Origin of the sequence: Gelatiniphilus marinus (assembly GCF_042684345.1) — a bacterium.
In the GTDB taxonomy this organism is placed as follows: Bacteria; Bacteroidota; Bacteroidia; order Flavobacteriales; family Flavobacteriaceae; genus Gelatiniphilus; species Gelatiniphilus marinus.
The window spans coordinates 151,740-173,212 of the sequence record NZ_JBHULK010000001.1; the positions used below are offsets into that span (position 1 = coordinate 151,740).

The 21,473-nt window shown below is 34.6% G+C and carries 22 protein-coding genes; 9 read left to right on the plus strand and 13 right to left on the minus strand.

Annotated elements, in window-relative coordinates:
* Nucleotides 1-18: 18 nt before the first annotated feature.
* From ACFSQS_RS00680 to ACFSQS_RS00700, 5 genes are all read right to left on the minus strand, one after another.
* Nucleotides 19-1,038 (minus strand): COX15/CtaA family protein, encoded by a 1,020-nt coding sequence (locus ACFSQS_RS00680; RefSeq protein WP_388015091.1) that lies wholly within the window; start codon nucleotides 1,036-1,038, stop codon nucleotides 19-21.
* A 54-nt stretch (nucleotides 1,039-1,092) separates the two neighbouring features.
* Nucleotides 1,093-2,514, minus strand: a complete 1,422-nt coding sequence (locus tag ACFSQS_RS00685) for a CCA tRNA nucleotidyltransferase (protein WP_388012526.1) — start codon at nucleotides 2,512-2,514, stop codon at nucleotides 1,093-1,095.
* A gap of 297 nt (nucleotides 2,515-2,811) precedes the next feature.
* Nucleotides 2,812-3,372 (minus strand): L-threonylcarbamoyladenylate synthase, encoded by a 561-nt coding sequence (locus tag ACFSQS_RS00690; protein ID WP_388012529.1) that lies wholly within the window; start codon nucleotides 3,370-3,372, stop codon nucleotides 2,812-2,814.
* Nucleotides 3,373-3,380: 8 nt separating this feature from the next.
* Nucleotides 3,381-4,052: a class I SAM-dependent methyltransferase gene (locus ACFSQS_RS00695; RefSeq protein ID WP_388012532.1), complete on the minus strand. Its 672-nt coding sequence runs from the start codon at nucleotides 4,050-4,052 to the stop codon at nucleotides 3,381-3,383.
* A 38-nt stretch (nucleotides 4,053-4,090) separates the two neighbouring features.
* Nucleotides 4,091-5,167 (minus strand): glycosyltransferase family 4 protein, encoded by a 1,077-nt coding sequence (locus ACFSQS_RS00700; RefSeq protein ID WP_388012535.1) that lies wholly within the window; start codon nucleotides 5,165-5,167, stop codon nucleotides 4,091-4,093.
* Nucleotides 5,168-5,340: 173 nt separating this feature from the next.
* Between ACFSQS_RS00700 and ACFSQS_RS00705 the strand changes: the two genes are divergently transcribed.
* On the plus strand, nucleotides 5,341-6,102 hold the full coding sequence (locus ACFSQS_RS00705; RefSeq protein WP_388012538.1) for a lipopolysaccharide kinase InaA family protein: 762 nt from the start codon (nucleotides 5,341-5,343) through the stop codon (nucleotides 6,100-6,102).
* A 4-nt stretch (nucleotides 6,103-6,106) separates the two neighbouring features.
* Here the strand turns inward: ACFSQS_RS00705 and ACFSQS_RS00710 are convergent, their stop codons facing one another.
* From ACFSQS_RS00710 to glf, 3 genes are all read right to left on the minus strand, one after another.
* On the minus strand, nucleotides 6,107-6,859 hold the full coding sequence (locus ACFSQS_RS00710) for a glycosyltransferase family 2 protein (protein WP_388012541.1): 753 nt from the start codon (nucleotides 6,857-6,859) through the stop codon (nucleotides 6,107-6,109).
* A gap of 96 nt (nucleotides 6,860-6,955) precedes the next feature.
* On the minus strand, nucleotides 6,956-7,402 hold the full coding sequence (locus tag ACFSQS_RS00715; RefSeq protein WP_388012544.1) for a glycosyltransferase family 2 protein: 447 nt from the start codon (nucleotides 7,400-7,402) through the stop codon (nucleotides 6,956-6,958).
* A 26-nt stretch (nucleotides 7,403-7,428) separates the two neighbouring features.
* Nucleotides 7,429-8,532, minus strand: a complete 1,104-nt coding sequence (glf, locus tag ACFSQS_RS00720) for a UDP-galactopyranose mutase (RefSeq protein WP_388012547.1) — start codon at nucleotides 8,530-8,532, stop codon at nucleotides 7,429-7,431.
* A gap of 60 nt (nucleotides 8,533-8,592) precedes the next feature.
* Between glf and ACFSQS_RS00725 the strand changes: the two genes are divergently transcribed.
* Complete coding sequence (locus tag ACFSQS_RS00725) at nucleotides 8,593-9,636, plus strand: beta-1,6-galactofuranosyltransferase (protein WP_388012550.1); 1,044 nt, start codon at nucleotides 8,593-8,595, stop codon at nucleotides 9,634-9,636.
* Nucleotides 9,637-9,695: 59 nt separating this feature from the next.
* Here the strand turns inward: ACFSQS_RS00725 and ACFSQS_RS00730 are convergent, their stop codons facing one another.
* Nucleotides 9,696-10,742 (minus strand): glycosyltransferase family 9 protein, encoded by a 1,047-nt coding sequence (locus tag ACFSQS_RS00730; RefSeq protein ID WP_388012553.1) that lies wholly within the window; start codon nucleotides 10,740-10,742, stop codon nucleotides 9,696-9,698.
* Between the two features lie 77 nt (nucleotides 10,743-10,819).
* A complete protein-coding gene (locus ACFSQS_RS00735; protein WP_388012556.1) occupies nucleotides 10,820-11,635 on the minus strand; it encodes a 2,3,4,5-tetrahydropyridine-2,6-dicarboxylate N-succinyltransferase in 816 nt (271 codons plus the stop codon).
* A gap of 329 nt (nucleotides 11,636-11,964) precedes the next feature.
* On the opposite strand from ACFSQS_RS00735, the gene ACFSQS_RS00740 reads away from it, so the two are divergent.
* Nucleotides 11,965-12,270, plus strand: coding sequence for a hypothetical protein (locus tag ACFSQS_RS00740; protein ID WP_388012559.1), 306 nt, complete (start codon nucleotides 11,965-11,967; stop codon nucleotides 12,268-12,270).
* A gap of 249 nt (nucleotides 12,271-12,519) precedes the next feature.
* On the opposite strand, the gene ACFSQS_RS00745 is transcribed toward ACFSQS_RS00740, so the two are convergent.
* Both ACFSQS_RS00745 and ACFSQS_RS00750 read right to left on the minus strand, forming a co-directional pair.
* Complete coding sequence (locus ACFSQS_RS00745; RefSeq protein WP_388012562.1) at nucleotides 12,520-13,113, minus strand: YdeI/OmpD-associated family protein; 594 nt, start codon at nucleotides 13,111-13,113, stop codon at nucleotides 12,520-12,522.
* A 176-nt stretch (nucleotides 13,114-13,289) separates the two neighbouring features.
* Nucleotides 13,290-13,946, minus strand: coding sequence for a YceI family protein (locus tag ACFSQS_RS00750; protein ID WP_388012565.1), 657 nt, complete (start codon nucleotides 13,944-13,946; stop codon nucleotides 13,290-13,292).
* A 160-nt stretch (nucleotides 13,947-14,106) separates the two neighbouring features.
* Between ACFSQS_RS00750 and ACFSQS_RS00755 the strand changes: the two genes are divergently transcribed.
* The 6 genes from ACFSQS_RS00755 to ACFSQS_RS00780 all read left to right on the plus strand — a co-directional run bounded on the left by ACFSQS_RS00755 (nucleotide 14,107) and on the right by ACFSQS_RS00780 (nucleotide 20,593).
* The gene (locus tag ACFSQS_RS00755; protein ID WP_388012568.1) at nucleotides 14,107-14,664 is read left to right on the plus strand and encodes a nucleotide exchange factor GrpE; all 558 of its coding nucleotides are present in this window, start codon (nucleotides 14,107-14,109) and stop codon (nucleotides 14,662-14,664) included.
* Nucleotides 14,665-14,719: 55 nt separating this feature from the next.
* Complete coding sequence (gene dnaJ / locus ACFSQS_RS00760) at nucleotides 14,720-15,832, plus strand: molecular chaperone DnaJ (protein ID WP_388012571.1); 1,113 nt, start codon at nucleotides 14,720-14,722, stop codon at nucleotides 15,830-15,832.
* Between the two features lie 348 nt (nucleotides 15,833-16,180).
* Nucleotides 16,181-17,107 (plus strand): ABC transporter ATP-binding protein, encoded by a 927-nt coding sequence (locus ACFSQS_RS00765; RefSeq protein WP_388012574.1) that lies wholly within the window; start codon nucleotides 16,181-16,183, stop codon nucleotides 17,105-17,107.
* Nucleotides 17,108-17,114: 7 nt separating this feature from the next.
* The gene (locus ACFSQS_RS00770) at nucleotides 17,115-18,428 is read left to right on the plus strand and encodes an ABC transporter permease (protein WP_388012577.1); all 1,314 of its coding nucleotides are present in this window, start codon (nucleotides 17,115-17,117) and stop codon (nucleotides 18,426-18,428) included.
* The gene (locus ACFSQS_RS00775; RefSeq protein ID WP_388012580.1) at nucleotides 18,429-19,310 is read left to right on the plus strand and encodes a mechanosensitive ion channel family protein; all 882 of its coding nucleotides are present in this window, start codon (nucleotides 18,429-18,431) and stop codon (nucleotides 19,308-19,310) included.
* Nucleotides 19,311-19,429: 119 nt separating this feature from the next.
* Nucleotides 19,430-20,593 carry a sigma-54-dependent transcriptional regulator gene (locus tag ACFSQS_RS00780; protein WP_388012583.1) on the plus strand — a complete coding sequence of 388 codons (1,164 nt, stop codon included), beginning with the start codon at nucleotides 19,430-19,432 and terminating at the stop codon, nucleotides 20,591-20,593.
* Between the two features lie 7 nt (nucleotides 20,594-20,600).
* On the opposite strand, the gene ACFSQS_RS00785 is transcribed toward ACFSQS_RS00780, so the two are convergent.
* Entirely contained in the window at nucleotides 20,601-21,350 is a 750-nt protein-coding gene (locus tag ACFSQS_RS00785; protein ID WP_388012586.1) for a hypothetical protein, read from the minus strand.
* Nucleotides 21,351-21,473: the final 123 nt, after the last annotated feature.

A 21,473-nucleotide genomic window follows, 5' to 3' on the forward strand; every position in this document is an offset into this window, starting at 1 on the left:
AAAGATAAGTCTTTTAAATTATTTGCTAAAACGGTGCAAAGTAAATGTCATCGCACTTAATAGAAAAAAAGCACCTATTTGATGGGCGATACCTAACCATAACGGCACTGCGTAGAGTATTGTTAAAACGCCAAGTAAAAACTGAAAAGCAACTAGAATCTGTAGCGAATTTATACCTTTTCTTTGAAGTTTGGTAATTGGTGTTTTTCGGGCCATAAACCATAATAATGCAATAGATATTACAACCAAATACGCCAAAATTCGGTGAATAAATTGAATGCCACTTGGGTTTTCAATAAGGTTTTTGTAAAACGGTTCGAGAATATAAACCGTGTGGTGCATAAATTTATTTTCATTCATCAATGGCCAATGATTGTGCAACAGCCCCGCTTTTAATCCTGCCACAAAAGCACCGTAAATAATTTGGATAATAAGAATGAGATAACTAATAATTATAAGGTTTCTAAACTTTATATTTATTGTTTTTTTGTTTGGGTAAATTAAATCTAAGGCCACCCAAAGCGTAGCTGCAAAAGTAAGGAAAGCCGTAGTTAAATGTGCAGCTAAACGGTAATGGCTTACATCGGGCATATCAACCAAACCGCTTTTTACCATGTACCAGCCTAAAAACCCCTGAAACCCACCAAGAACCAATAAAACCAAGCACTTTTTAATGGTTTTTTTGGTGAGCTGTTTGGTAATTATAAAATATAAAAACGGAATTATAAATACCAAACCAATAAACCTGCCAATAACACGGTGAAGCCATTCCCAGAAATAGATGTTTTTAAAATCGCTTAAGGTGAAATGAGAGTGTAGTTTTTGGTACTCTGGGTATTGTTTGTAAAGCTCGAAGGCGGCTTGCCATTCAGCATCGTTTAATGGTGGAATGGTGCCTGTTATCAATCTGTAATTAGACATCGATAAGCCCGAGTCTGTAAGTCTGGTTATGCCACCAACTACTACCATTATAAAAATAAGCACACAGCCCGTTAACAGCCAGTAAATAACTTTTTTGTTGTCTTTTTTTTGTTTTATCACGAATTCAGAAATATTTAATTTCACTATTCACTATTCACTATTCACTATTCACTATTCATTATTCACTATTCGCAAACCCAATCGTTCTCCTTCTTTTAACATAAGCTGATATGCAGCTTCGTATTCATTTGGGATATCGCCTTCTAAAATAGCTTCTTTTATGGTTTCTTTTATAATGCCAATTTCGCGTGATGGTTTTAAGTTGAAGGCTTTCATGATTTCTTCACCAGAAATTGGTGGCTGGAAATTTCGAACATGGTCGCGGGCTTCAACTTCTGTTATTTTTTCTCGAACTATTTTAAAGTTATTGTGGTATTTAGCGAACTTTTTAGGGTTTTTAGTAGTAATATCCGCTTCGCATAGTGTCATTAAATCCTCTATATATTCGCCAGCATCAAAGACCAAACGGCGCACAGCAGAATCTGTAACGTCTTGTGCCAAAGCAATAGGTCTGGAACTCATAAATACCATTTTTTGTACAAATTTCATTTTGTCATTTAAAGGCATTTTTAATCTTTTGAATAAACGATACACCATTTTTGAGCCTTCAAACTCGTGCCCATGGAAAGTCCACCCCACTTTTTTGTTGAATTTTTTTGTTGGTGCCTTACCAATATCGTGCAACAGAGCGGCCCAGCGCAACCACAGGTTATCGGTGTTTTTTGCAATATTATCGACCACCTCTAAAGTGTGGTAAAAATTGTCTTTATGGCGTTGGCCTTCAATTTCGTCAATGCCTTTTAAAGCAGTAAGTTCTGGCAATATATATTTTAACAATCCGGTTTTTTCCAATAGTAAAAACCCCGTTGAAGGTGTTTTGCTTTCCAAGATTTTATGAAGCTCGACAACAATACGCTCGTTGGTTATAATTTTAATGCGATGGCTGTTTTTTGAAATGGATTTTAATGACTTTGCTTCAATTTTAAAATCGAGTTGCGTGGCAAAACGTATGGCGCGCATCATGCGTAGAGGGTCGTCGCTATAAGTAATATCAGGATTTAAAGGTGTTTTTATAATTTGATTTTTTAAATCTTCAATCCCGTTAAACGGGTCGAGTAAATCACCGAATTTCTCTTCGCTTAAATCTAAAGCCAACGCATTAATTGTAAAATCACGGCGGTTTTGGTCATCTTGTAAAGTACCATTTTCTACAACAGGATTTCTGCTGTTTTCATAATAAGATTCTTTGCGTGCGCCAACAAATTCTATTTCAATATCATTGTGGCGTAGCATGGCTGTACCATAAGTTTTAAAGATTTGTACTTTGGGTTTGTTGGGTAAATTTTTGGCGACTTGTTTTGCGAGTTCAATGCCGCTACCAATCGCAACAATATCTATGTCTTTAGCGTCTCCTCGGTTTAAAATAAAATCGCGAACAAAACCACCAATAACATAGCTATCTAAATTTAATGTTTTAGCAGATTGGGATATAATTTTAAAGATATTATGTTGTAATGCTTCTTTGTAGTTCATTTTTTTTTGTTGCCTCTCCCGAAACTTCGGGAATATTGCAGTTGCTTTATTTTCTGTAAACTTTTGAGGGTATTTGTTATTTCGAACACCGTGAGAAATCTCATCGTAAATTCAAAACTATGAGATTCCTGGTCGCTTTGCTCTGTCGGAATGACACGCCCTCAAAAAGAATTTCATTCTTATATTAAAAACCATGGATTTTAAATCCATCGAGGTTCATTTAGTAAATTCCAAAAAAATAAATTCCAAATTCCAAGTCGGTTTCGATTGGAATTTGGTGTTTTAAAATTTGGGTTTTTACTCCCGAATCACTTTAACAATCCCGCTATTGCTCAATTTAATTATTGAAGAGGGCTTGTCGCAGATTTTTTCGTGATGCAAATTTACAACATAGTCCACACCTTTTAAAATGGCAGGTGTTATTTCTTTAAACGATTTTGGCGTTGGTTGTCCGCTAACATTCGCCGAGGTAGAAACAATGGCACCGTTGAGTTTTCTTGATAATTGATAGCAAAAATCATCGTCGGGAATACGGATGGCTATTGTGCCATCGGCTGCAATTAAATTTGAGGCTAAATTTTGGGCATCGTCGTAAATTATAGTTATTGGTTTTTCAGAAATATCGATGATGCTATGTGCGGCTTCGGGTATTTTTTTTACGTATTTTGTTAGCATTCTATCGTCGGCAACCAAACAAATTAAGGCTTTGCTGTCTTCGCGCTGTTTTAGTTGGTACACTTTTTTAACCGCTTCTGGGTTGTTGGCATCGCAGCCAATGCCCCAAACGGTATCGGTGGGGTACAGGATGAGACCGCCGTTTTTTAAGACTTGTAGTGCGTTTTTAATTTCGGTATTCATAAAAAATATTAAGAAAGACTCTCTTTTTTCACTAGTAAAACTTGATAGGCGTTAATTAAGATTTTCCAGTTTTTTTCAAGCATATAGGCGATTACGGTTTTGCCTTTTCCGCCTCCTGGTAAACCACAATCGTCGATAAGTACAATGGAATCTTTATGCAATTTATCTTCAATAATTTTGAATTCCTTTAAATGGTGTTCCTGACTTTTCGTTTGAATCTCTGTATCGGTTTTCGAGTAGTCGTAACTATCTAAGTACAAAAAATCTACGGGTTTATCAAAGGTTTTTAAAAACGCTAAAGAATCGTTTAAATGCACCGTAACCGTATCGTTTAAATTTTGGTTATCTACTTCGCTTTGCGAGCCTTTTACCGAATCTTCGCTAATATCAACAGAGTGCATTTTGGCTTGGTTTTGTTGCGCCCATTTGCCAAAAACTATAGTGGCGCTACCATCGCCTTTGGTATTATTTAAGCCTTCTCGGGAAGTGCCCGTTTCAACAATGGTTTTAACGTTTCTTTCGTCGAGTAATTTAAGCGTTTTTGCAAAAGTGATTCGGCGTCGCCTAAAATTATATTTAAAGGGCATAAACGGATATAATGATTTGTGCTTTGCGAATTTAATGCCGTAGTGAATCAAGACTGCCAACAGAATAACGGCAATAATTATAGTAAAGATCATTATCAGTTTTTTTAGTGGTTAGGTAGCAAATTTAGGATTTACTTTTTAAATAAAATGCTTTTATAAACTTCAATATATTGTTTTGCGGTGTCATTCCAATTAAAACTTTTGGCGTGTTTTATGTAATTTTGGGATAATTCGGTTTTGTTTTTTTTGAAGGTGTCTAAACCTTCTTTTAAAATTTCTGCCATGTAATTGGGTTCGAAATTATTCCAATAAAAAGCGTGTTTACCACCAATTTCGGGTAACGAGGTGTTGTTTGACAGAAAAACGGGTTTTCCAAATCGCATGGCTTCAATAGGCGGAATACCAAACCCTTCGCGCAACGACGGAAACACGAATGCATCGCAGTTTTGCATGTAATATTGTTTGTCGAGTTCTGATATTTTTCCGGTGATGATAACGCGATTTTCCAGTTTTAATTCTCTTATCGTGTTTTGCAAAGTGCTATTGGCATACTCCGTATTATTATTTCCCGAAAGGATTAAATTATATTCAGGTAAAAACGCTAACATTTCAACTAAAGCGTGAAAATTTTTACGTTCAGTAAATTCGCCAATGCTAAATAAATACGGTTTTTTAGAGGTTAGTTTAGGTTTATGGTTTTCGGGAATTTCAATATCGATAATCGGGTTGCCGTTATAAATAACATATTCCGGTACATTTGGTACCTTAAAATATTGATGGGTAGATTGTTTGGCGTATTCTGAAATGTAGGTAATAGCAGAACTTCGGTTTAATTTGTTTTGAAATTTAATGTTCCTTTCATGGTTTAAGTCGTTTGAAACCTCATCAATAAAATTAACATCGTGTACCGTTAACAAATACGGAATATCGTGATGCGGCTCAATTTTAATATTCTGGTTTAAACAATGCCATAAATCGTATTTTTTTCTTATCCTGAAAGCTTTGTGTCGTCGTAACGAATAGTATTTTTTATAGTTAAAATAAGTACCGAATTCTTCCTTTAAAACATGGGTGTCTTTGGCATGAAGCGTAATTTTAAAGTCCTCAATATTTGCGTTATATAGCCCTTTTATTAAATGGTAATTAAACTGGCCAAAGCCAAAATGTTGGTTTTTAATATTGTGAGATTCTAAAAAAATATGCTGCATGCTGTGTTTTTTACAAAGAAAATAAATAAAGTATGAAATGGTTTAGATTTTTTAAAAGAAAAAAGTAATTGTAATATTGCCATATGAAAGCCCATAATGGGTATTTAACAATGATTAGCCATAAAATCTTACATAAACAAAGCCAAATCCATGGATTATAAAATTTTGTACAAATGAAGAAAGTCTTTCATAAAGCCTACAAATCGTTTGAAAGCGAGCTCGATAATTTCATCGAAAATTTTGATGTGCTTGGTGAAGATTTTGGCAATCAAGAACGAAATTCACTCAAATTATTTCAATTGGGCAAAGAAACGATTAACGTTAAATCGTTTAAGGTACCGCACTTAATCAATAAAATCGCGTATCGTTTTTTTAGAAAAAGCAAAGCGCAACGCTCTTTCGAATACGCCAATAAGCTTAAAGATTTAAACATCGGCACTCCGCACCCTGTGGCGTATTACGAATTTAAAACCCCGTTTTTATTCAAAAAAAGCTATTATATAAGCGAGCAGGTGGATTGCGATTACACGTACCGGGAATTAACAACGGATTTTAACATCCCAAATTACGATGATATTCTCAGAGCTTTTACTCGATTTACATTCAATTTGCATGAAAAAGGGGTTCATTTTTTAGATCATTCCCCTGGAAATACCTTAATCAAAAAAAACGAAAAAGGTTACGATTTTTATTTGGTGGATTTAAACCGGATGGAATTTAAAACCTTGGATTTTGAAACGCGGATTAAGAATTTCTCAAAATTAACCATCCATAAATCCATGGTTGAGGTGATGAGTGATGAATATGCTAAATGCTCAGGTAAAAATTACGATGCTATTTTTAATTTAATGTGGCAGGAAACCGAAGCTTTTCAAGAAAAATACCACCGAAAAAGACGCTTAAAAAAGAAACTTAAATTTTGGAAACGCTTATAATTATTCATTTTTTATGTAGCTCATAAAGTTTAATGTATTTTAAAAAAGTAACGTTAAAGGTTTGTACACAAATAACAAAACCATTTAAACCATCTAAAAAACCAAAACGTAAAAAGTAGGCTTTAAAAAATGCCCAGGATGGTCTAAAAACAATTTTAAATAACGATGATTTTTTGCCCAATTTGTGATAAGCATTGGCGGCTATGGTAGAAAATTTCTCAACTTTTAAATTGTGTTCTTGGTAATCTCTGTAAATCCAATGCAACAAATCGCCTTTAAGTTTACCTGATTTTAACCCCTTTTTTAATGTATAAGTATCGTGCGGGTTTATGCCTTTCCATTCGCCGCTTCCTTTTTTAAATAGCCTTAATTTTTTGTCGGGATACCAATCGGAATGTTTAATCCATTGCCCGCAATAATTATTTAATCGGTTACAATAATAACCATCAAAAACCCAATTTTCTTTTACTTTTAAGATGGATTTTTTAAGCATATCAGATAAAGCTTCATCACCATCTAATGATAAAATATAATTGTGAGTAGCAAGCGAAAGCGCATAATTTTTTTGCTCGATATAACCCTCGAATTCATGTTGAATAAAGGTTACATTGTAAGCTTTGCATATTTCAGGTGTTTTATCGGTTGAAAAAGAATCAACAACAACAATTTCATCAACAACATCTACCAAGGATGCTAAACATTTTTCTAAATGTTCCTCTTCGTTATATGTAATTATAACACCTGAAAGTTTAATCATGGATTGTGTTTTATTTTGTTAAAAGTAATTATTTCAGCTTAATTCTTTTTTAGCTTTTTGCAATGCCGATGCCATCAATTTTGGGCATTTCGTGCACTATTTTATCTTCAATATATTTTGCCTTGTTTTTTTTGAACAAAGGTAAGTGGTATCGGTTTGAAAGCCACTAAACCGTATTCTTTTTTTCTTAAAATAATACAAGCGCTTAACCATAAATGCCGCAATATCAGTTGGGTTGTTTACTGTGGTAATTATTTCGGTTTTTAATTTATCGGTTAAGCGTTCATCGGCATCAATAAACAAAACCCAATCGTGAGCCGCTTGTTTTATGGCAAAATTTCTTTGATCAGCAAAGTTTTTAAATGCACGTTTTATGGTGGTTACATGTTCAAGTTTAGCTAACTTTTCAAGCGTTCCGTCTGTGCTAAAAGAATCTACAACTATAATTTCATCAGCAAAATTTATATTATTTATTACGTATTCTATATGATTGATTTCGTTATAAGTGATGAGTAAAGCTGATATTTTGTTAGAATTCTTCAATTTAGGAGTATCGTTTTGTTATATAATTAATTAAGTTCCTTTTTAACTTTTTGTAACGCTGAAGCTATTATTTGATGCATGTCGTAATATTTATATTCGGCAAGTCTGCCACCAAAAATAATGTTGTTTTCTTGTAACGACAAGGCTTTGTATTGCTGATATTTATTTTGGTTCTCGTCGTTATTAATAGGGTAGTAGGCTTCTTTTTCTTTTGTCCATTGTTCAGGGAATTCTTTAGTTATTACGGTATGTTTTTGCTTCCCAAATTCAAAATGTTTATGCTCGATGATTCGGGTGTACGGAATGTCGCCATCGTTATAATTTACTACGGCATTGCCTTGGTGGTTTTCTTTTTCCAAACTGGTATTTTCAAAACGTAGCGAACGATATTCCAAATTCCCAAATTTATAATTATAGAATTCGTCAATTTTTCCGGTGTACACAATTTTTGTTGCTAATTTGCTTAATGCTTCTTTATTTTCAAAAAAATCAACATTGGTTTTTGTTTCAATACCTTCCAATAAACCATCAATAATTTTGTTGTAACCACCTATTGGAATCCCTTGGTATTTATCGCTAAAATAGTTGTTGTTAAAGGTATAACGCACGGGTAACCGTTTGATAATAAAGGCAGGAAGTTCGGTTGCTTTTTTGCCCCATTGCTTTTCGGTGTATTCTTTTATCAGCGTTTCGTATACGTCTTTTCCTATTAAAGATAAGGCTTGCTCTTCTAGGTTTTTCGGATTTTCAAAACCGTATTCTTTTATCTGGCTTTCTATAATTTTTTTAGCTTCCTCGGGTGTTTTTGTGCCCCATAATTGGTAAAAGGTGTTCATGTTAAAAGGCAAATTGTACAGTTTTCCTTTAGAAATTGAAACGGGGGAATTCACATAATTATTAAATTCCGCAAATTGGTTTACATAATCCCAAATCTGTTTATCGTTGGTATGAAAAATATGGGCGCCGTATTTATGTACGTTAATACCGTCCACATTTTCGCAGTACACATTGCCTCCCACATGGTTTCTTTTATCGATAACCAAGCATTTTTTTCCAGCTTTGTTGGCTTCGTATGCAAATACGCAGCCAAATAATCCGGCACCAACAATTAAATAATCATACTTTTGCATACTTTTATATTTTAAACAAAACTAGAATATTAATTTCCTAAAAAAAACTTTTCAGCCAATATGTATTACATTTCTAGAAATTACAAGTCGTTATTTAATGCCGCCGGAAAAGCAAAAACCGATTGCGAAATATCGTTACAAAACTTAGGGTTTAAAAACCTTGGGTTTAAACAATCGTCTATCCCTAGTTCGGCCGTTGGTACGATAAAGAATTTTTTCGGAATTACCATAGCCTTGTTGCGATTGCCGTTTAAGTCGACAATATGCACGCAATATCCCAATAATAAATTTAGAAAACTGATTTTATTTTTTGTGAAACTGAAACGTTGTAAAATGATAACCATTGTACACGATGTTAGAAGCTTAAAAGGACGAGTGAAAGATGTTGAAAAGGAGCTGGCTAAAATAGTATGTTCCGATGTTATAATAGTGCACAACGAATCTATGAAAACTTGGTTTTTAGAACAAGGCACAACAATACCCACAGTGGTTTTAGGTATTTTCGATTATGTTTCTGATGAAAAACCAATTCAGAATATAAACAGAATTAAAAAAGATAAATACGATATTGCTTACGCCGGTGGTTTTGGCGAAGGTAAAAACGCCTATATTTTCGATTTTGATATTTTAGAACACAGCAAGTATCATTTAAAACTATACGGTATTGGTTTTGATGCAAGTAAAAGAAAAGTGAGCGAAGAAGAATCTGTTATTTTTTATGAAGGTGCTTTTCCGTCCGATCAAATTGCACATAAAATTGAAGCCGATTTTGGCTTGGTTTGGGATGGTATTTCAACCGAAGCTTGTAGTGGCGATTTAGGCGAATATTTAAAATATAACAATCCGCATAAAACTTCATTGTACTTGTTGTGCGGACTACCGGTTATAGTATGGGATAAGGCCGCTATTGCAAGTTTTATAGTTGAAAATAAGGTGGGCATTGCGGTTTCTAATTTAAAGGATTTGAATGCTATTTTAGAAAATGTATCCGAAGATGATTATAAAACAATGAAAACCAATGTTTTAAAAGTGCAAGAAAAAGTGATGCAAGGGCAATTTGTTGAAACTGCGGTTAAGCAAGCTTTAGAGGTTTTAAAAAATTAGCATTTGTCATGCTGTCCCGATGACTATCGGGATTGTTTCAGCATCTCATAATAATAGAATTAATTACCTAAAAAACCTTTAAGTTTATCAATAAACAATTCAGGTTTAAATTTTTGATATAAAGTTGATGCTTCATTTTTGTATTCCTTTTCGGGTTTTGTGTACAATTCGGGCATGTAATCTTTTAAATGCACACTTACGTTATTTTCATCTTCAAAAAGATTCCAAGAGGCTTTATCGATCCACGGCGAATACATAGCAAAGGTTTTGATGTTAAGTGCTTTTGCCATATTTATAGCACCACCTTCGTTACCAATTACGGCATCGCAATGGTGGGTTATCGCTAAAAAATCCCTTAAACTTTTACCGAAAACGTGAAATTTAATATGCTTTTTGGTTTCGGTGTGGCATAAATTTAAAATGGCTTTAGCTTCAGTTTCTTGTTTCGGAATGTAATTAAACAAAATTTGCCCTTTTGTTTTTTCAACAATAACATCAATAACTTTTGCCATAAAAGGCGATGGGTAGGTTTTATTATCACCACTACCCAACACAGCTATCATATATAAATGCTTATTTAAATCAATATTTTCCTTTTGTAAAAACTGTTTGCTATTCGAGATTTCCTTTTCAGTTAAATAAATTTTTGGTTTTACAGATTTTATTTCAATGCCTAACGGATGTAATAATTGTAATCGGTTGGCAATAGCTAAACCTATTTTTTCATCAGTACTTTGTTGCCTTTTTATATTATGATGATAAAAGAGCGAACTATAATATTTGTAGTAGGAAATTTTGATTTTTGCTTTAGAAAAAGCCGTAATCAAATTACTGGAAAGCTTTGAATAGACATCAATTACGACATCGTATTCACGCTTTCTAATAGCTTTAGCAAGCTTTAAAAGTGCTAGTTTACTAGATTCTGCTTCTTTAGTGAAAAAGATAAAATTATCTATAAGCGGATGATTTTTTACAACCGGAAAAGTGTGCTCGTTAATCAAATAGTCCAATTGGGCATTGGGATATTTTTTTCGAAGTGCCTCAAAAAGTATGCTGCTTGTAAGCACATCGCCAATCATTTTTTGCTGTATTACTAAAATTTTCATTTTTCCAGTTTGCAGTCTTCAGTAGGCAGTCTTCAGTAAGCCTACTGCAAACTGAAGACTGATTACTGCGTACTAAATTAAACTGCTACACTATGCTCACGAAGCGCATCATTAAGCGATGTTTTTTTGTTGGTGCTTTCTTTGCGTTTTCCAATAATTAATGCACAAGGCACATTATAAGTCCCAGAAGGGAATGTTTTTGCATAACTTCCCGGAATAACCACAGAACGCGCAGGCACTTTACCTTTATATTCAACAGGTTCGTTACCGGTAACATCAATAATTTTTGTACTCATGGTTAGAACCACACCAGCGCCTAAAACAGCTTCGGTTTCAACACGAACACCTTCAACTACAATACAGCGACTGCCAATAAAGGCATTGTCTTCAATAATTACGGGTGCCGCTTGCAAAGGTTCTAATACACCGCCAATGCCAACGCCACCAGATAAGTGTACGTTTTTGCCAATTTGTGCGCAGCTACCAACGGTAGCCCAAGTATCTACCATAGTGCCTTCATCAACATAAGCACCAATATTTACATAACTGGGCATTAATATAGTCCCGCTGGAAATATAAGCACCGTGTCTGGCAACGGCATGTGGTACAACGCGTATGCCTTTTTCTGCATAGCCACTTTTTAAAGGTATTTTATCATGGAACTCCATCGGGCCAGCTTCAATAGTTTCCATTTTTTGAATAGGAAAATATAAAACCACGGCTTTTTTTACCCATTCGTTTACTTGCCATCCTGTTTCAATAGGTTCGGCTACGCGCAGTTCGCCTTTGTCTAAAAGGTCTATAACCTTTCTTATGGCGTTTGTAGTGGTTTCTTCTTTTAAAAGTGCTCTATCATTCCAAGCGTTTTCAATGGTTTGTTGTAAGTCTGTCATTAGTCTTTATAATTTTAAGCAAATATAATATCTAAGATTTAAAATAGAGAGCGAAATAGCTATAATATGGATTGTGTATTTGGTAAAAATATCAGTTTTAAAATATGTTTTTTTATAAAATGATAATCAATTTTCACTTTTAAGGAAATGAATACATCGATGAAATGCATTTTAGGTGTATTTAAACGAAAAAAACACGCTTTTTAACTATTAATCGATAGAAAACCTACCGTTTTCTAGTAATCGAAAATACAATGTGTTACAACTAATTTATTGGGCTAAACTTTAATGTGATTTTATATTTGAACCATCAAACGAATCCAAATCTGATGAAAACAAATATTTACACATTATTAATCGTACTGCTCTCTTTTTCTTTTGCATATGCTCAAGAACATCCAGTAAGCGATAAAACAGAACCTACAGCTTCTGTAATTAATGATGCAAAACCAACAGTAGCTAATCCTGCCACTTTTAATATTGTAAATACAACAGAAACTAAATTAGAGGGTAATGTACTAGAAGAAAACCTAGCTTATAGTTTCAGCGACATTAGGATATATTTAAACCGTACAAGAAAAGTTGAAAATATTAAATGGTTGTTCCCAAAAATAAATAAAGCTAAAGTAGCATAAAAATAGAGTTCAAATATTAATAATTAAGGTTAAATTGTGAAAAAGGCTGTCTGTAAAGATGGTCTTTTTTTTTAATAGAAAAGCTACTAGCATGTGCTTTGTATTACAAGTTGTAGGAAGAATAACAACCTTGGGCTTTAAGATAGGTGTCGTGAAATTTTGGCAGTGCAAATACGCGAGCAAAAGTTTATTTTAGTTGTTAAAAACGTTTTGGTTTTTATTTTCGAAGGTGTTTTTCGGTATTAAAAGTTAACAGTTTTTATATTTATCGTTTAATCCTATACCTTTTAAAATCATGGGTTTTATTTTTTCTAAGCGCGTTTGTTTGGTAGTCTCTCTTTTTGCCGAACTAATGTAGTCGCAATATTCACGCTGTTTATAAGCCGATAAATTATCAAAGCTGGTTTTTAAATCGTTAACTAAAACGGCTTTTAATTCTGTTGGAACAATGGTTTCTTTTTTGCTGCGGTCGGGTTTAATTTCTTTACCCAATTTTTGGTTTTTAATGGCTTCTTTAACATAAGCTAAAACAATGTTTTTATCAATATCTTTAACCGATTTAAAACGCATTTGCCGTAATGCTTTTGTTTTCTTCTCTTGTGCATTTACCAATATTTGGTGTTTGTCCTTTAAAAACACACCGTTAAAAAACCAAATTCCAAAATGCTTTTTAAAAGCACCTAAGCCTATTACATTTTTGTTGTTCAAAGCATATACAGGTGCGCTCCATTTTATGGTTTCTTCAAGTTCGGTAGTGTTTATAATTGCCCTTAAAATGGTTAAAGCTTCACTAAAATGTGCGTTTTCTTCAATATACTCTTCAACGGAATGTATTTTTTTCATGCCTTAGTGTTTTGTTGAAGGTTTTTTAGCTTTGGGGTAGGGGCTGTTTGTAAAATTAGTTTGCTTGCTGCATCAAACAAATTTATATTTTTTTTCTGAAAAATTCAAATTATGCCAAAAACAAAAAAGCCACTTTACCTTGGCAAAGTGGCTTTGGGTTTAAAGCTTAAAAAGGTTTAAGACTTTGTGGCCTTCACTGAAATTTTAAGCTCGATATCATCGTTAATAAATTTATCGCCTAAATTGTCAAAAAACGATTTAGAGCCATATTTTACGTTCCATTTAGAGCGGTCTATGGTAAAGGTGTCGCTGGTTAAGGTTACAGCACCATCTGTATTGGTTACTGTTACAGGAAACGTTACATTGTTTTTGGTTTCTTTAAGGGTTAAGTTTCCAGATAACATTGTTTTTCCGTCGGTTTCTGTAAAACCGGTAATTTCAAAAGCAGCAGTCGGGTATTTTTCAACATCAAAAAAATCAGCGTTTTTTAAATGTCCAGCAAGTTTTGCGTTTCCTTCGTCTTCTTTCGGTATATCTAAAACGGTTATAGACTTCATGTCTATTAAAAACGTACCGCTGTTAATTTTTCCGTCCTTTAGGCTAAGTACACCGTTCTCGATGTTAATGGTGCCGTTGTGCGAGCCTGTTGGTTTAAATCCTTTCCACTCAATTGTAGATTCGGTTACGTTGGCTGTGAATTTTTCCGCTGTAGCCTCGGCAGTTGCTACCGTTTCAGCGTCTTTTGTGTTGGCTTCTTTGGCCTTGTTTTTACAGCTATTTAAACTTACAACAATAGTTGCTATGGTAAATAGTGTGGCAATGCTTTTTTTCATTATTTCGATTTTTTTAGATTTGAGTTGCGAAATTAATCAAATGATTGCTCTTTTGTGTGAAAAAAATATTAAAATTTTTTTAATGACATTTTGACATTTTTATAATAATGGCAGTACTTTTGCCAACTCAAATTAGTTAAGCCTATAAATTAATTTTACAATGTCTAAAAAAGATAAGAAAAATATAGAAGCCCAAGAGGCCGAAAACACACAAACAGAAACTGTTGATGTTGAAGAAAACAAGGAAGAACAAACCCAAAAGCAAACTGTTGAAGAAAAACTTAAAGACGAAATAAAACAAGAAAAAGATAAGTTCTTGCGTTTGTTTGCAGAATTTGAAAACTACAAACGTCGTACCGCTAAAGAGCGTATAGAACTGTTTGCAACTGCCAGCGAAGATGTAATGCTAACCTTATTGCCAATTCTTGACGATTTTGAACGGGCAATAACACATATTGAAGAAGACAAAGAAGCCGAAGAATTGCGTAAAGGCGTATTGTTAATTTATCAAAAATTAGTTAAAACTTTGGAACATAAAGGCTTAAAAGCCATGGCAATAAACCAAGGCGACGATTTTAATGCCGATAACCACGAAGCCGTTACCCAGGTGCCGGCGCCATCAAAAGACCTAAAAGGAAAAATTATTGATGTAGTTGAAAAAGGCTACACATTAGGCGATAAAATAATAAGATTCCCCAAAGTTGTAATTGGGCAGTAAATAAATTAATTTAAAAAAGTCCTTTTTCTAATTAGAAAAGGATTTACTACAGAATATGGCTAAAAGAGATTATTACGAAGTATTAGGAGTAGGTAAAAGCGCCAGTGCTGCCGAAATAAAAAAGGCATACCGCAAAAAAGCGATAGAATTTCACCCTGATAAAAATCCAGACAACAAAGAGGCAGAGACAAAATTTAAAGAAGCTGCCGAAGCCTACGAGGTACTAAGCGATGCCGATAAAAAGGCACGTTACGATCAATTTGGGCACCAAGCCTTCGAGAATGGTGGCAGCGGTTTTGGCGGTGGCGGTATGAATATGGATGATATATTCAGTCAATTTGGTGATATTTTTGGCGGTGGATTTGGTGGCGGTTTTTCCGGTTTTGGCGGAGGTCAGCGCCGTGTAAAGGGCAGTAACCTGCGCATTCGCGTAAAATTAACACTCGAGGAAATTGCCAACGGCGTAGAGAAAAAAATAAAGGTAAAACGTAAAGTACAAGCACCCGGAACCACATATAAAACCTGTTCTACTTGTAATGGTAGTGGGCAAGTAACCCGTATTACAAACACCATTTTAGGGCGTATGCAATCGTCTGCACCTTGTAATGCTTGTGGTGGCGCAGGACAAACCATAAATAATAAACCAGCCGGTGCCGATGCCCAAGGTTTAAAACTTAGCGAAGAAACCGTATCTATAAAAATACCGGCTGGTGTTGTAGATGGTATGCAGCTTAAAGTTTCTGGAAAAGGAAACGACGCTCCCGGAAATGGTATTTCTGGCGATTTATTAGTAGCCATCGAAGAGCAAAACCACCCAACATTACAGCGCGAAGGCGATAATTTGCACTACGATTTGTATGTTAGTTACCCCGATGCAGTTTTAGGAACATCAAAAGAAATAGATACCGTTACAGGAAAAGTGCGCATAAAAGTTGAAGCTGGCGTACAATCAGGTAAAATTTTGCGCTTACGCGGAAAAGGAATACCCAGTATTAACGGTTATGGCAAAGGCGACCTCTTGGTGCACGTAAACGTATGGACACCCAAAACATTAAACAAACAACAAAAAGAATTTTTTGAAAGCATGAGAGAAGACGAGCATTTTTCTCCCAAACCAGAAATTTCAGATAAATCATTTTTCGAAAAAGTAAAAGATATGTTTTCTTAGTTATTTGAAAATATAAAGTTCTCAAATAGTTTTAGCTTTTATTGCAAAAAAAAACTTATATTTGGGCTATCGCTAATTAACTTTAGTGATAATTTTTCTTTTTCATAGCAATTTTTTTCCCATCCTTAATTTATTAAGGGTGGGTTTTGTTTTTAGTGAGGTTCTATATTTTAAAGCCACAAAACGACCCATAAAACAGAGTAAACCAAACTAAGCCTCTTTAAAAAAACAAGATTCGGTGGTCTATTTCTTTAAAGCAAATTACTGCATCTTTTAGCAATTATTTAGAGGCGTTGGTTGTAACATTTAATATATTTACCGTACCTATCTAACACTAAAAATCAATAAATGGACAATTTGTTAGTAACGCATTCGGTCTCTAAAAACTTTGGCAATTTTAAAGCCCTCAACAACGTTTCAATTGTTGTGCCCAAAGGTAGTATATTTGGCTTGTTGGGACCTAACGGTGCAGGTAAAACAACGTTAATAAGAATTATAAACCAAATAACCATGCCCGATACGGGCACAATACATTTAGATGGCGAGTTGCTAAACCCAAACCATATTAAGGATATTGGTTATCTACCAGAAGAACGCGGTCTTTACAAGTCTATGAAAGTAGGCGAGCAGGCTTTGTATTTGGCACAATTAAAAGGCTTGAGCAAAACCGAGGCCAAAACCCGATTGAAATATTGGTTCGACCGTTTGGAAATTGGCGATTGGTGGAACAAAAAAATCCAAGAACTCTCTAAAGGGATGGCACAAAAAATACAGTTTGTGGTAACCGTATTACACGAGCCAAAACTATTAATTTTCGATGAGCCCTTCTCGGGTTTCGACCCCATAAATGCCAATTTAATTAAAGACGAAATTTTACGTTTGCGCAATAACGGAGCGACTATTATTTTTTCAACGCACCGTATGGAATCGGTTGAGGAGTTATGCGACGATATTACACTGCTGCACAAATCAAACAAAATATTGGACGGTAAGTTGGATGATGTAAAGCGGCAATACAAAACCAACACCTACGAAGTTGGTGTTAAAACAAACAACAAAGCACTTTTACAACAAGAATTATCCGAAAAATTCAGGGTTACAAAAGCAAATTTTAAGACCTTAAATGATGAATTAAAGTTGAACGTTAAACTTAACACTACCGATAAACCCAACGAATTCCTGTCGTATTTAACAACAAAAGGAGAGGTAACTCATTTTGTTGAATTAATCCCAAGTGTAAACGATATTTTTATTCAAACCGTACAGAATAATTGATTTTTTTATGAACCATTTACCACTTATAATAAAGCGCGAATATTTAACAAAGGTTAAAAACAAATCGTTTATAATTATGACCATTTTGAGCCCTATTATTATGATTGCGCTTATCTCGGTTGTAGCCTATTTATCGCAGTTAAACAATAATAAAACCCGCGTTATTTCTGTTTTGGATGAATCTGAAATGGTAAAAAATATTTTTAAAAATACCGAAAATACCACCTACCATATTCTTCAAAACATGTCTTTAAACGATGCCAAAACCATAGTTAAAGAAACCTCAAATTACGGGTTGTTGCATATTGGCAGGTTTGATGATTTTGATGTGCTGGCAAAACACATTAAGTTTTATTCTGATGCATCCCCATCGCTAACACTTATTTCTGGTTTAGAATCAAAAATCGAAAAACAACTTAGCAACCTCAAGCTGGAACACAATGGTGTAGATTTAGAGCAGATCGAAGCTTCTAAAATAAGCGTAAATCTGGCACAGGAAAGTTTTGAAGGCGAAAAAACATCAAAAATAGATAGTGTAATTAAACTTGTTTTTGGGCTTGCAGCCGGTTATTTGCTTTTTATGTTTATTATTATTTATGGCAATATGATTATGCGCAGCGTTATTGAAGAAAAAACAAGTCGCATTATTGAGGTTATCATTTCATCGGTAAAACCCGTACAGCTTATGTTGGGTAAAATTATAGGCACCTCATTGGCTGGCATTACTCAGTTTGTTATTTGGTTGGTTTTTGGAGGCCTTTTAATGACTATCGTGTCGTTGGTTTTGGGAATTGATTTATTCGATTCATCATTGCCTCAACAACAACTCTTAGAAGCGGCTTCGAACGATTCCAGCATAAATTTTTATTTCGAATCGTTTAAAACAGCATTGCAAAACATGCCGTTTATTAACCTAATTATAGCTTTTATTTTCTTTTTTTTATGCGGCTATTTATTATACAGCTCACTTTATGCAGCCATTGGTGCTGCAGTAGATAACGAAACCGATACCCAACAATTTATGTTGCCTATATTAATGCCATTGATTTTGGCCGTTTATATTGGTATTTTTACGGTTATTGAAGACCCGCACGGTACGGTGTCAACTGTGTTTTCTTTTATTCCGTTTACCTCGCCCGTGGTTATGTTAATGCGCATACCTTTTGGTGTGCCCTTATGGCAACAACTCTTATCTTTGTTATTATTAATTGGTACCTTTATGCTAACCGTTTGGTTTGCAGCAAAAATTTATAGAGTTGGTATTTTAATGTACGGAAAAAAGCCTAGTTACAAAGAACTAATAAAATGGATTAAATATTAAATGCAAGATAAAATAGTAGATAAAATTGAAAAAAGTGTGGAGCAGGTTGGCGAATCGATTTCACAAAGCCCGTTTTGGCAAAAACATTACAATTTTACCGATAAGATAAGCATATCCATTTTAGATGTAATTATTATCATTTCGGTTGTTTTTCTTACTACCTTACTTTTAAAGTTGGCCTTTAAAATTATCACTAAAAAATTACCAAAACAAGATAAAAATAAGTTTAAAGTTGTTTACGGATATTTTAGATGGGTTGTTTATTTTATCATTTTATTTGTAACATTACATGCCGTTGGTGTTAACGTTACAGCTGTTTTTGCTGCTTCGGCAGCGTTATTGCTTGGTGTTGGTTTGGCATTACAAACCCTTTTTCAAGATATTATTTCTGGTGTTTTTATGCTTGTAGATCAATCTGTGCACGTAGGCGATATTATAGAGCTAGAAGGTAAAGTAGGGCGAGTTGAAGAAATTAAATTACGCACCACACGTGCCGTAACTATCGATAATAAAGTGCTTATAATTCCAAACCACCTGTATTTAACCAATAGCCTTTACAATTGGACCCAAAACGATATAACCACCCGAGAATCGGTTAGTGTTGGTGTGGCTTACGGAAGCGATGTGCAATTGGTAAAAAAACTCTTGCTGCAAGCTGCCAGTACACACCCCGATGTATTAAGTGCCCCAGAACCAACCGTAGTATTTACAGATTTTGGAGATAGCGCGTTAAATTTTAAAATTATATTTACCATTAACGATAGCTTTTTAGCACAGTACCCTAAAAGCGATATTCGTTTTGAAATAGATAGATTGTTCAGGGAAAATAATATCAGTATTCCTTTTCCGCAACGCGACATACATATTATTTCAAAACAATAAAGAAAATAGAAATAAGGAAATAGAAATTATAACATTCATTATAAGTAATTTTAAATCTTAAAATAAATTATTACTAGAGAAAAGGTGTTTTTCATCCGCTCTCTATAATCTTAAAAAATATGCCTAAAATATTAATTATAGAAGACGAGGCCGCCATTAGAAGGGTTTTGGTTAAAATTCTTTCTGAAGAAAACGATGCCTATCAAGTTGAAGAAGCCGAAGACGGGTTAGTTGGAACTGAAAAAATAAAAAACGACGATTTCGATTTGGTGTTATGCGATATAAAAATGCCCAAAATGGACGGTGTTGAGGTATTGGAAGCCGTAAAAAAAATAAAGCCAGAAATACCAATGGTTATGATTTCCGGCCATGGCGATCTAGATACCGCAGTAAACACCATGCGTTTAGGTGCTTTTGATTATATTTCGAAACCACCGGATCTAAACCGATTGCTAAACACCGTAAGAAATGCTTTAGACAAAAAGGAACTTGTGGTTGAAAACAAACTGCTTAAAAAGAAGGTGAGCAAGAATTTCCGGATGATAGGCGAGAGCAAACCCATTTCTCACATAAAAGAAATTATTGAAAAAGTAGCACCTACCGATGCACGCGTGTTAATTACTGGCCCAAACGGAACAGGAAAAGAACTTGTTGCACATTGGTTGCACCAAAAAAGCGAGCGTTCCAAAGGCCCAATGATAGAGGTAAACTGCGCAGCCATACCCAGCGAACTTATCGAAAGCGAATTATTCGGTCACGTAAAAGGTGCTTTTACAAGTGCCAACAAAGACCGCGCAGGAAAATTTGAAGCAGCAAATGGCGGCACTATTTTTTTAGACGAAATAGGCGATATGAGTTTATCGGCACAGGCTAAGGTGCTACGTGCCTTGCAAGAAAGCCGCATCCAGCGTGTTGGTAGCGATAAAGACATTAAGGTTAACGTACGCGTAATTGCAGCCACCAATAAAAATTTAAAAACCGAAATAAAAGAAGGCAGATTCCGCGAAGATTTGTATCACCGATTAGCGGTAATTTTAATTAAAGTACCAGCTTTAAATGATAGAAGAGACGACATTCCTTTGCTTATCGATTATTTTTCCGATAAAATAGCCAGCGAACAAGGCATTGTTAAAAAAGCATTTTCAGATAAGGCTGTAAAATTATTGCAAGATTACGATTGGACGGGCAACATTCGAGAGCTTCGCAACGTGGTTGAACGCTTGATTATTTTGGGTGCAAACGAAGTTAGCGAAACCGATGTGAAACTGTTTGCCAGCAAATAAAATCAATCTATTTTCCGCATAAACTGAGTTGCGATAAATAATTAGAAGTCAGGGTTTTAATCGTTTTGGCATAGTGGCTCTGTATGGCCTCAATACTATTATCTGAAATATTTATTTCAGCATCAATGGCTTTAAGGGTTTTATGGTTGCAATCGCAAATCTTTAAAGTCTTATTGTAGGTTTTTATGTTATCTGCGATGGCGTTTTTATAAGAAATGGCCAATTGTTCTTTTTCAAAAAGTAGCGCTTTTTCTTCTTGTTGCGCTAATTGGTTTTTTATTTGTTGCGCTTTTAGCTCTAAGGCTTCTTGTTGTTGTTTTAATGCCAATTGCTCATTTTGTAAGTCTGATAGCTTTGTGTTTTCATCCGCTTCAACAACACTTGTAGTATTCCTATAGGCGCATTTATCAATTTCAATAACACTTTTTTTACTCACATCCCTGGCGCGTTTCACAAAAAAACGACCCTCTTCATAGGTTTCTGTATTTTCAACTTTAGCTAGTAAATCGATGCTTTTGCTGCTTAGTTTTAATGCGGGTTCGCAACCACAGTCTTTTAATGTTTTTTTTGATAGTTTAAAGGCTTCCAAAGAGCGGTTCGCATAATATTTTAAATGGCTTATGTTGTTGGCCTCATAAGCATCTTTTACATGCGAATAGGCATTTACAAGATAGGAATTCGCCTCGTCGCAGCCAGCGGTTTGCGCATTAATTTTTAAACTGGTTGCCAAAACTAAAAGTAAGTAAAAGTATTTCATAAATTTGGGGCTAATGTTAAGTAGGTGCGGCGAATATATTAAAAACAATGCGGTTTACTGTGTAGTTCATCGAAATTAAACCACTAACTTATTTTCAAAATAAACCATTTGTATTTTTTAATG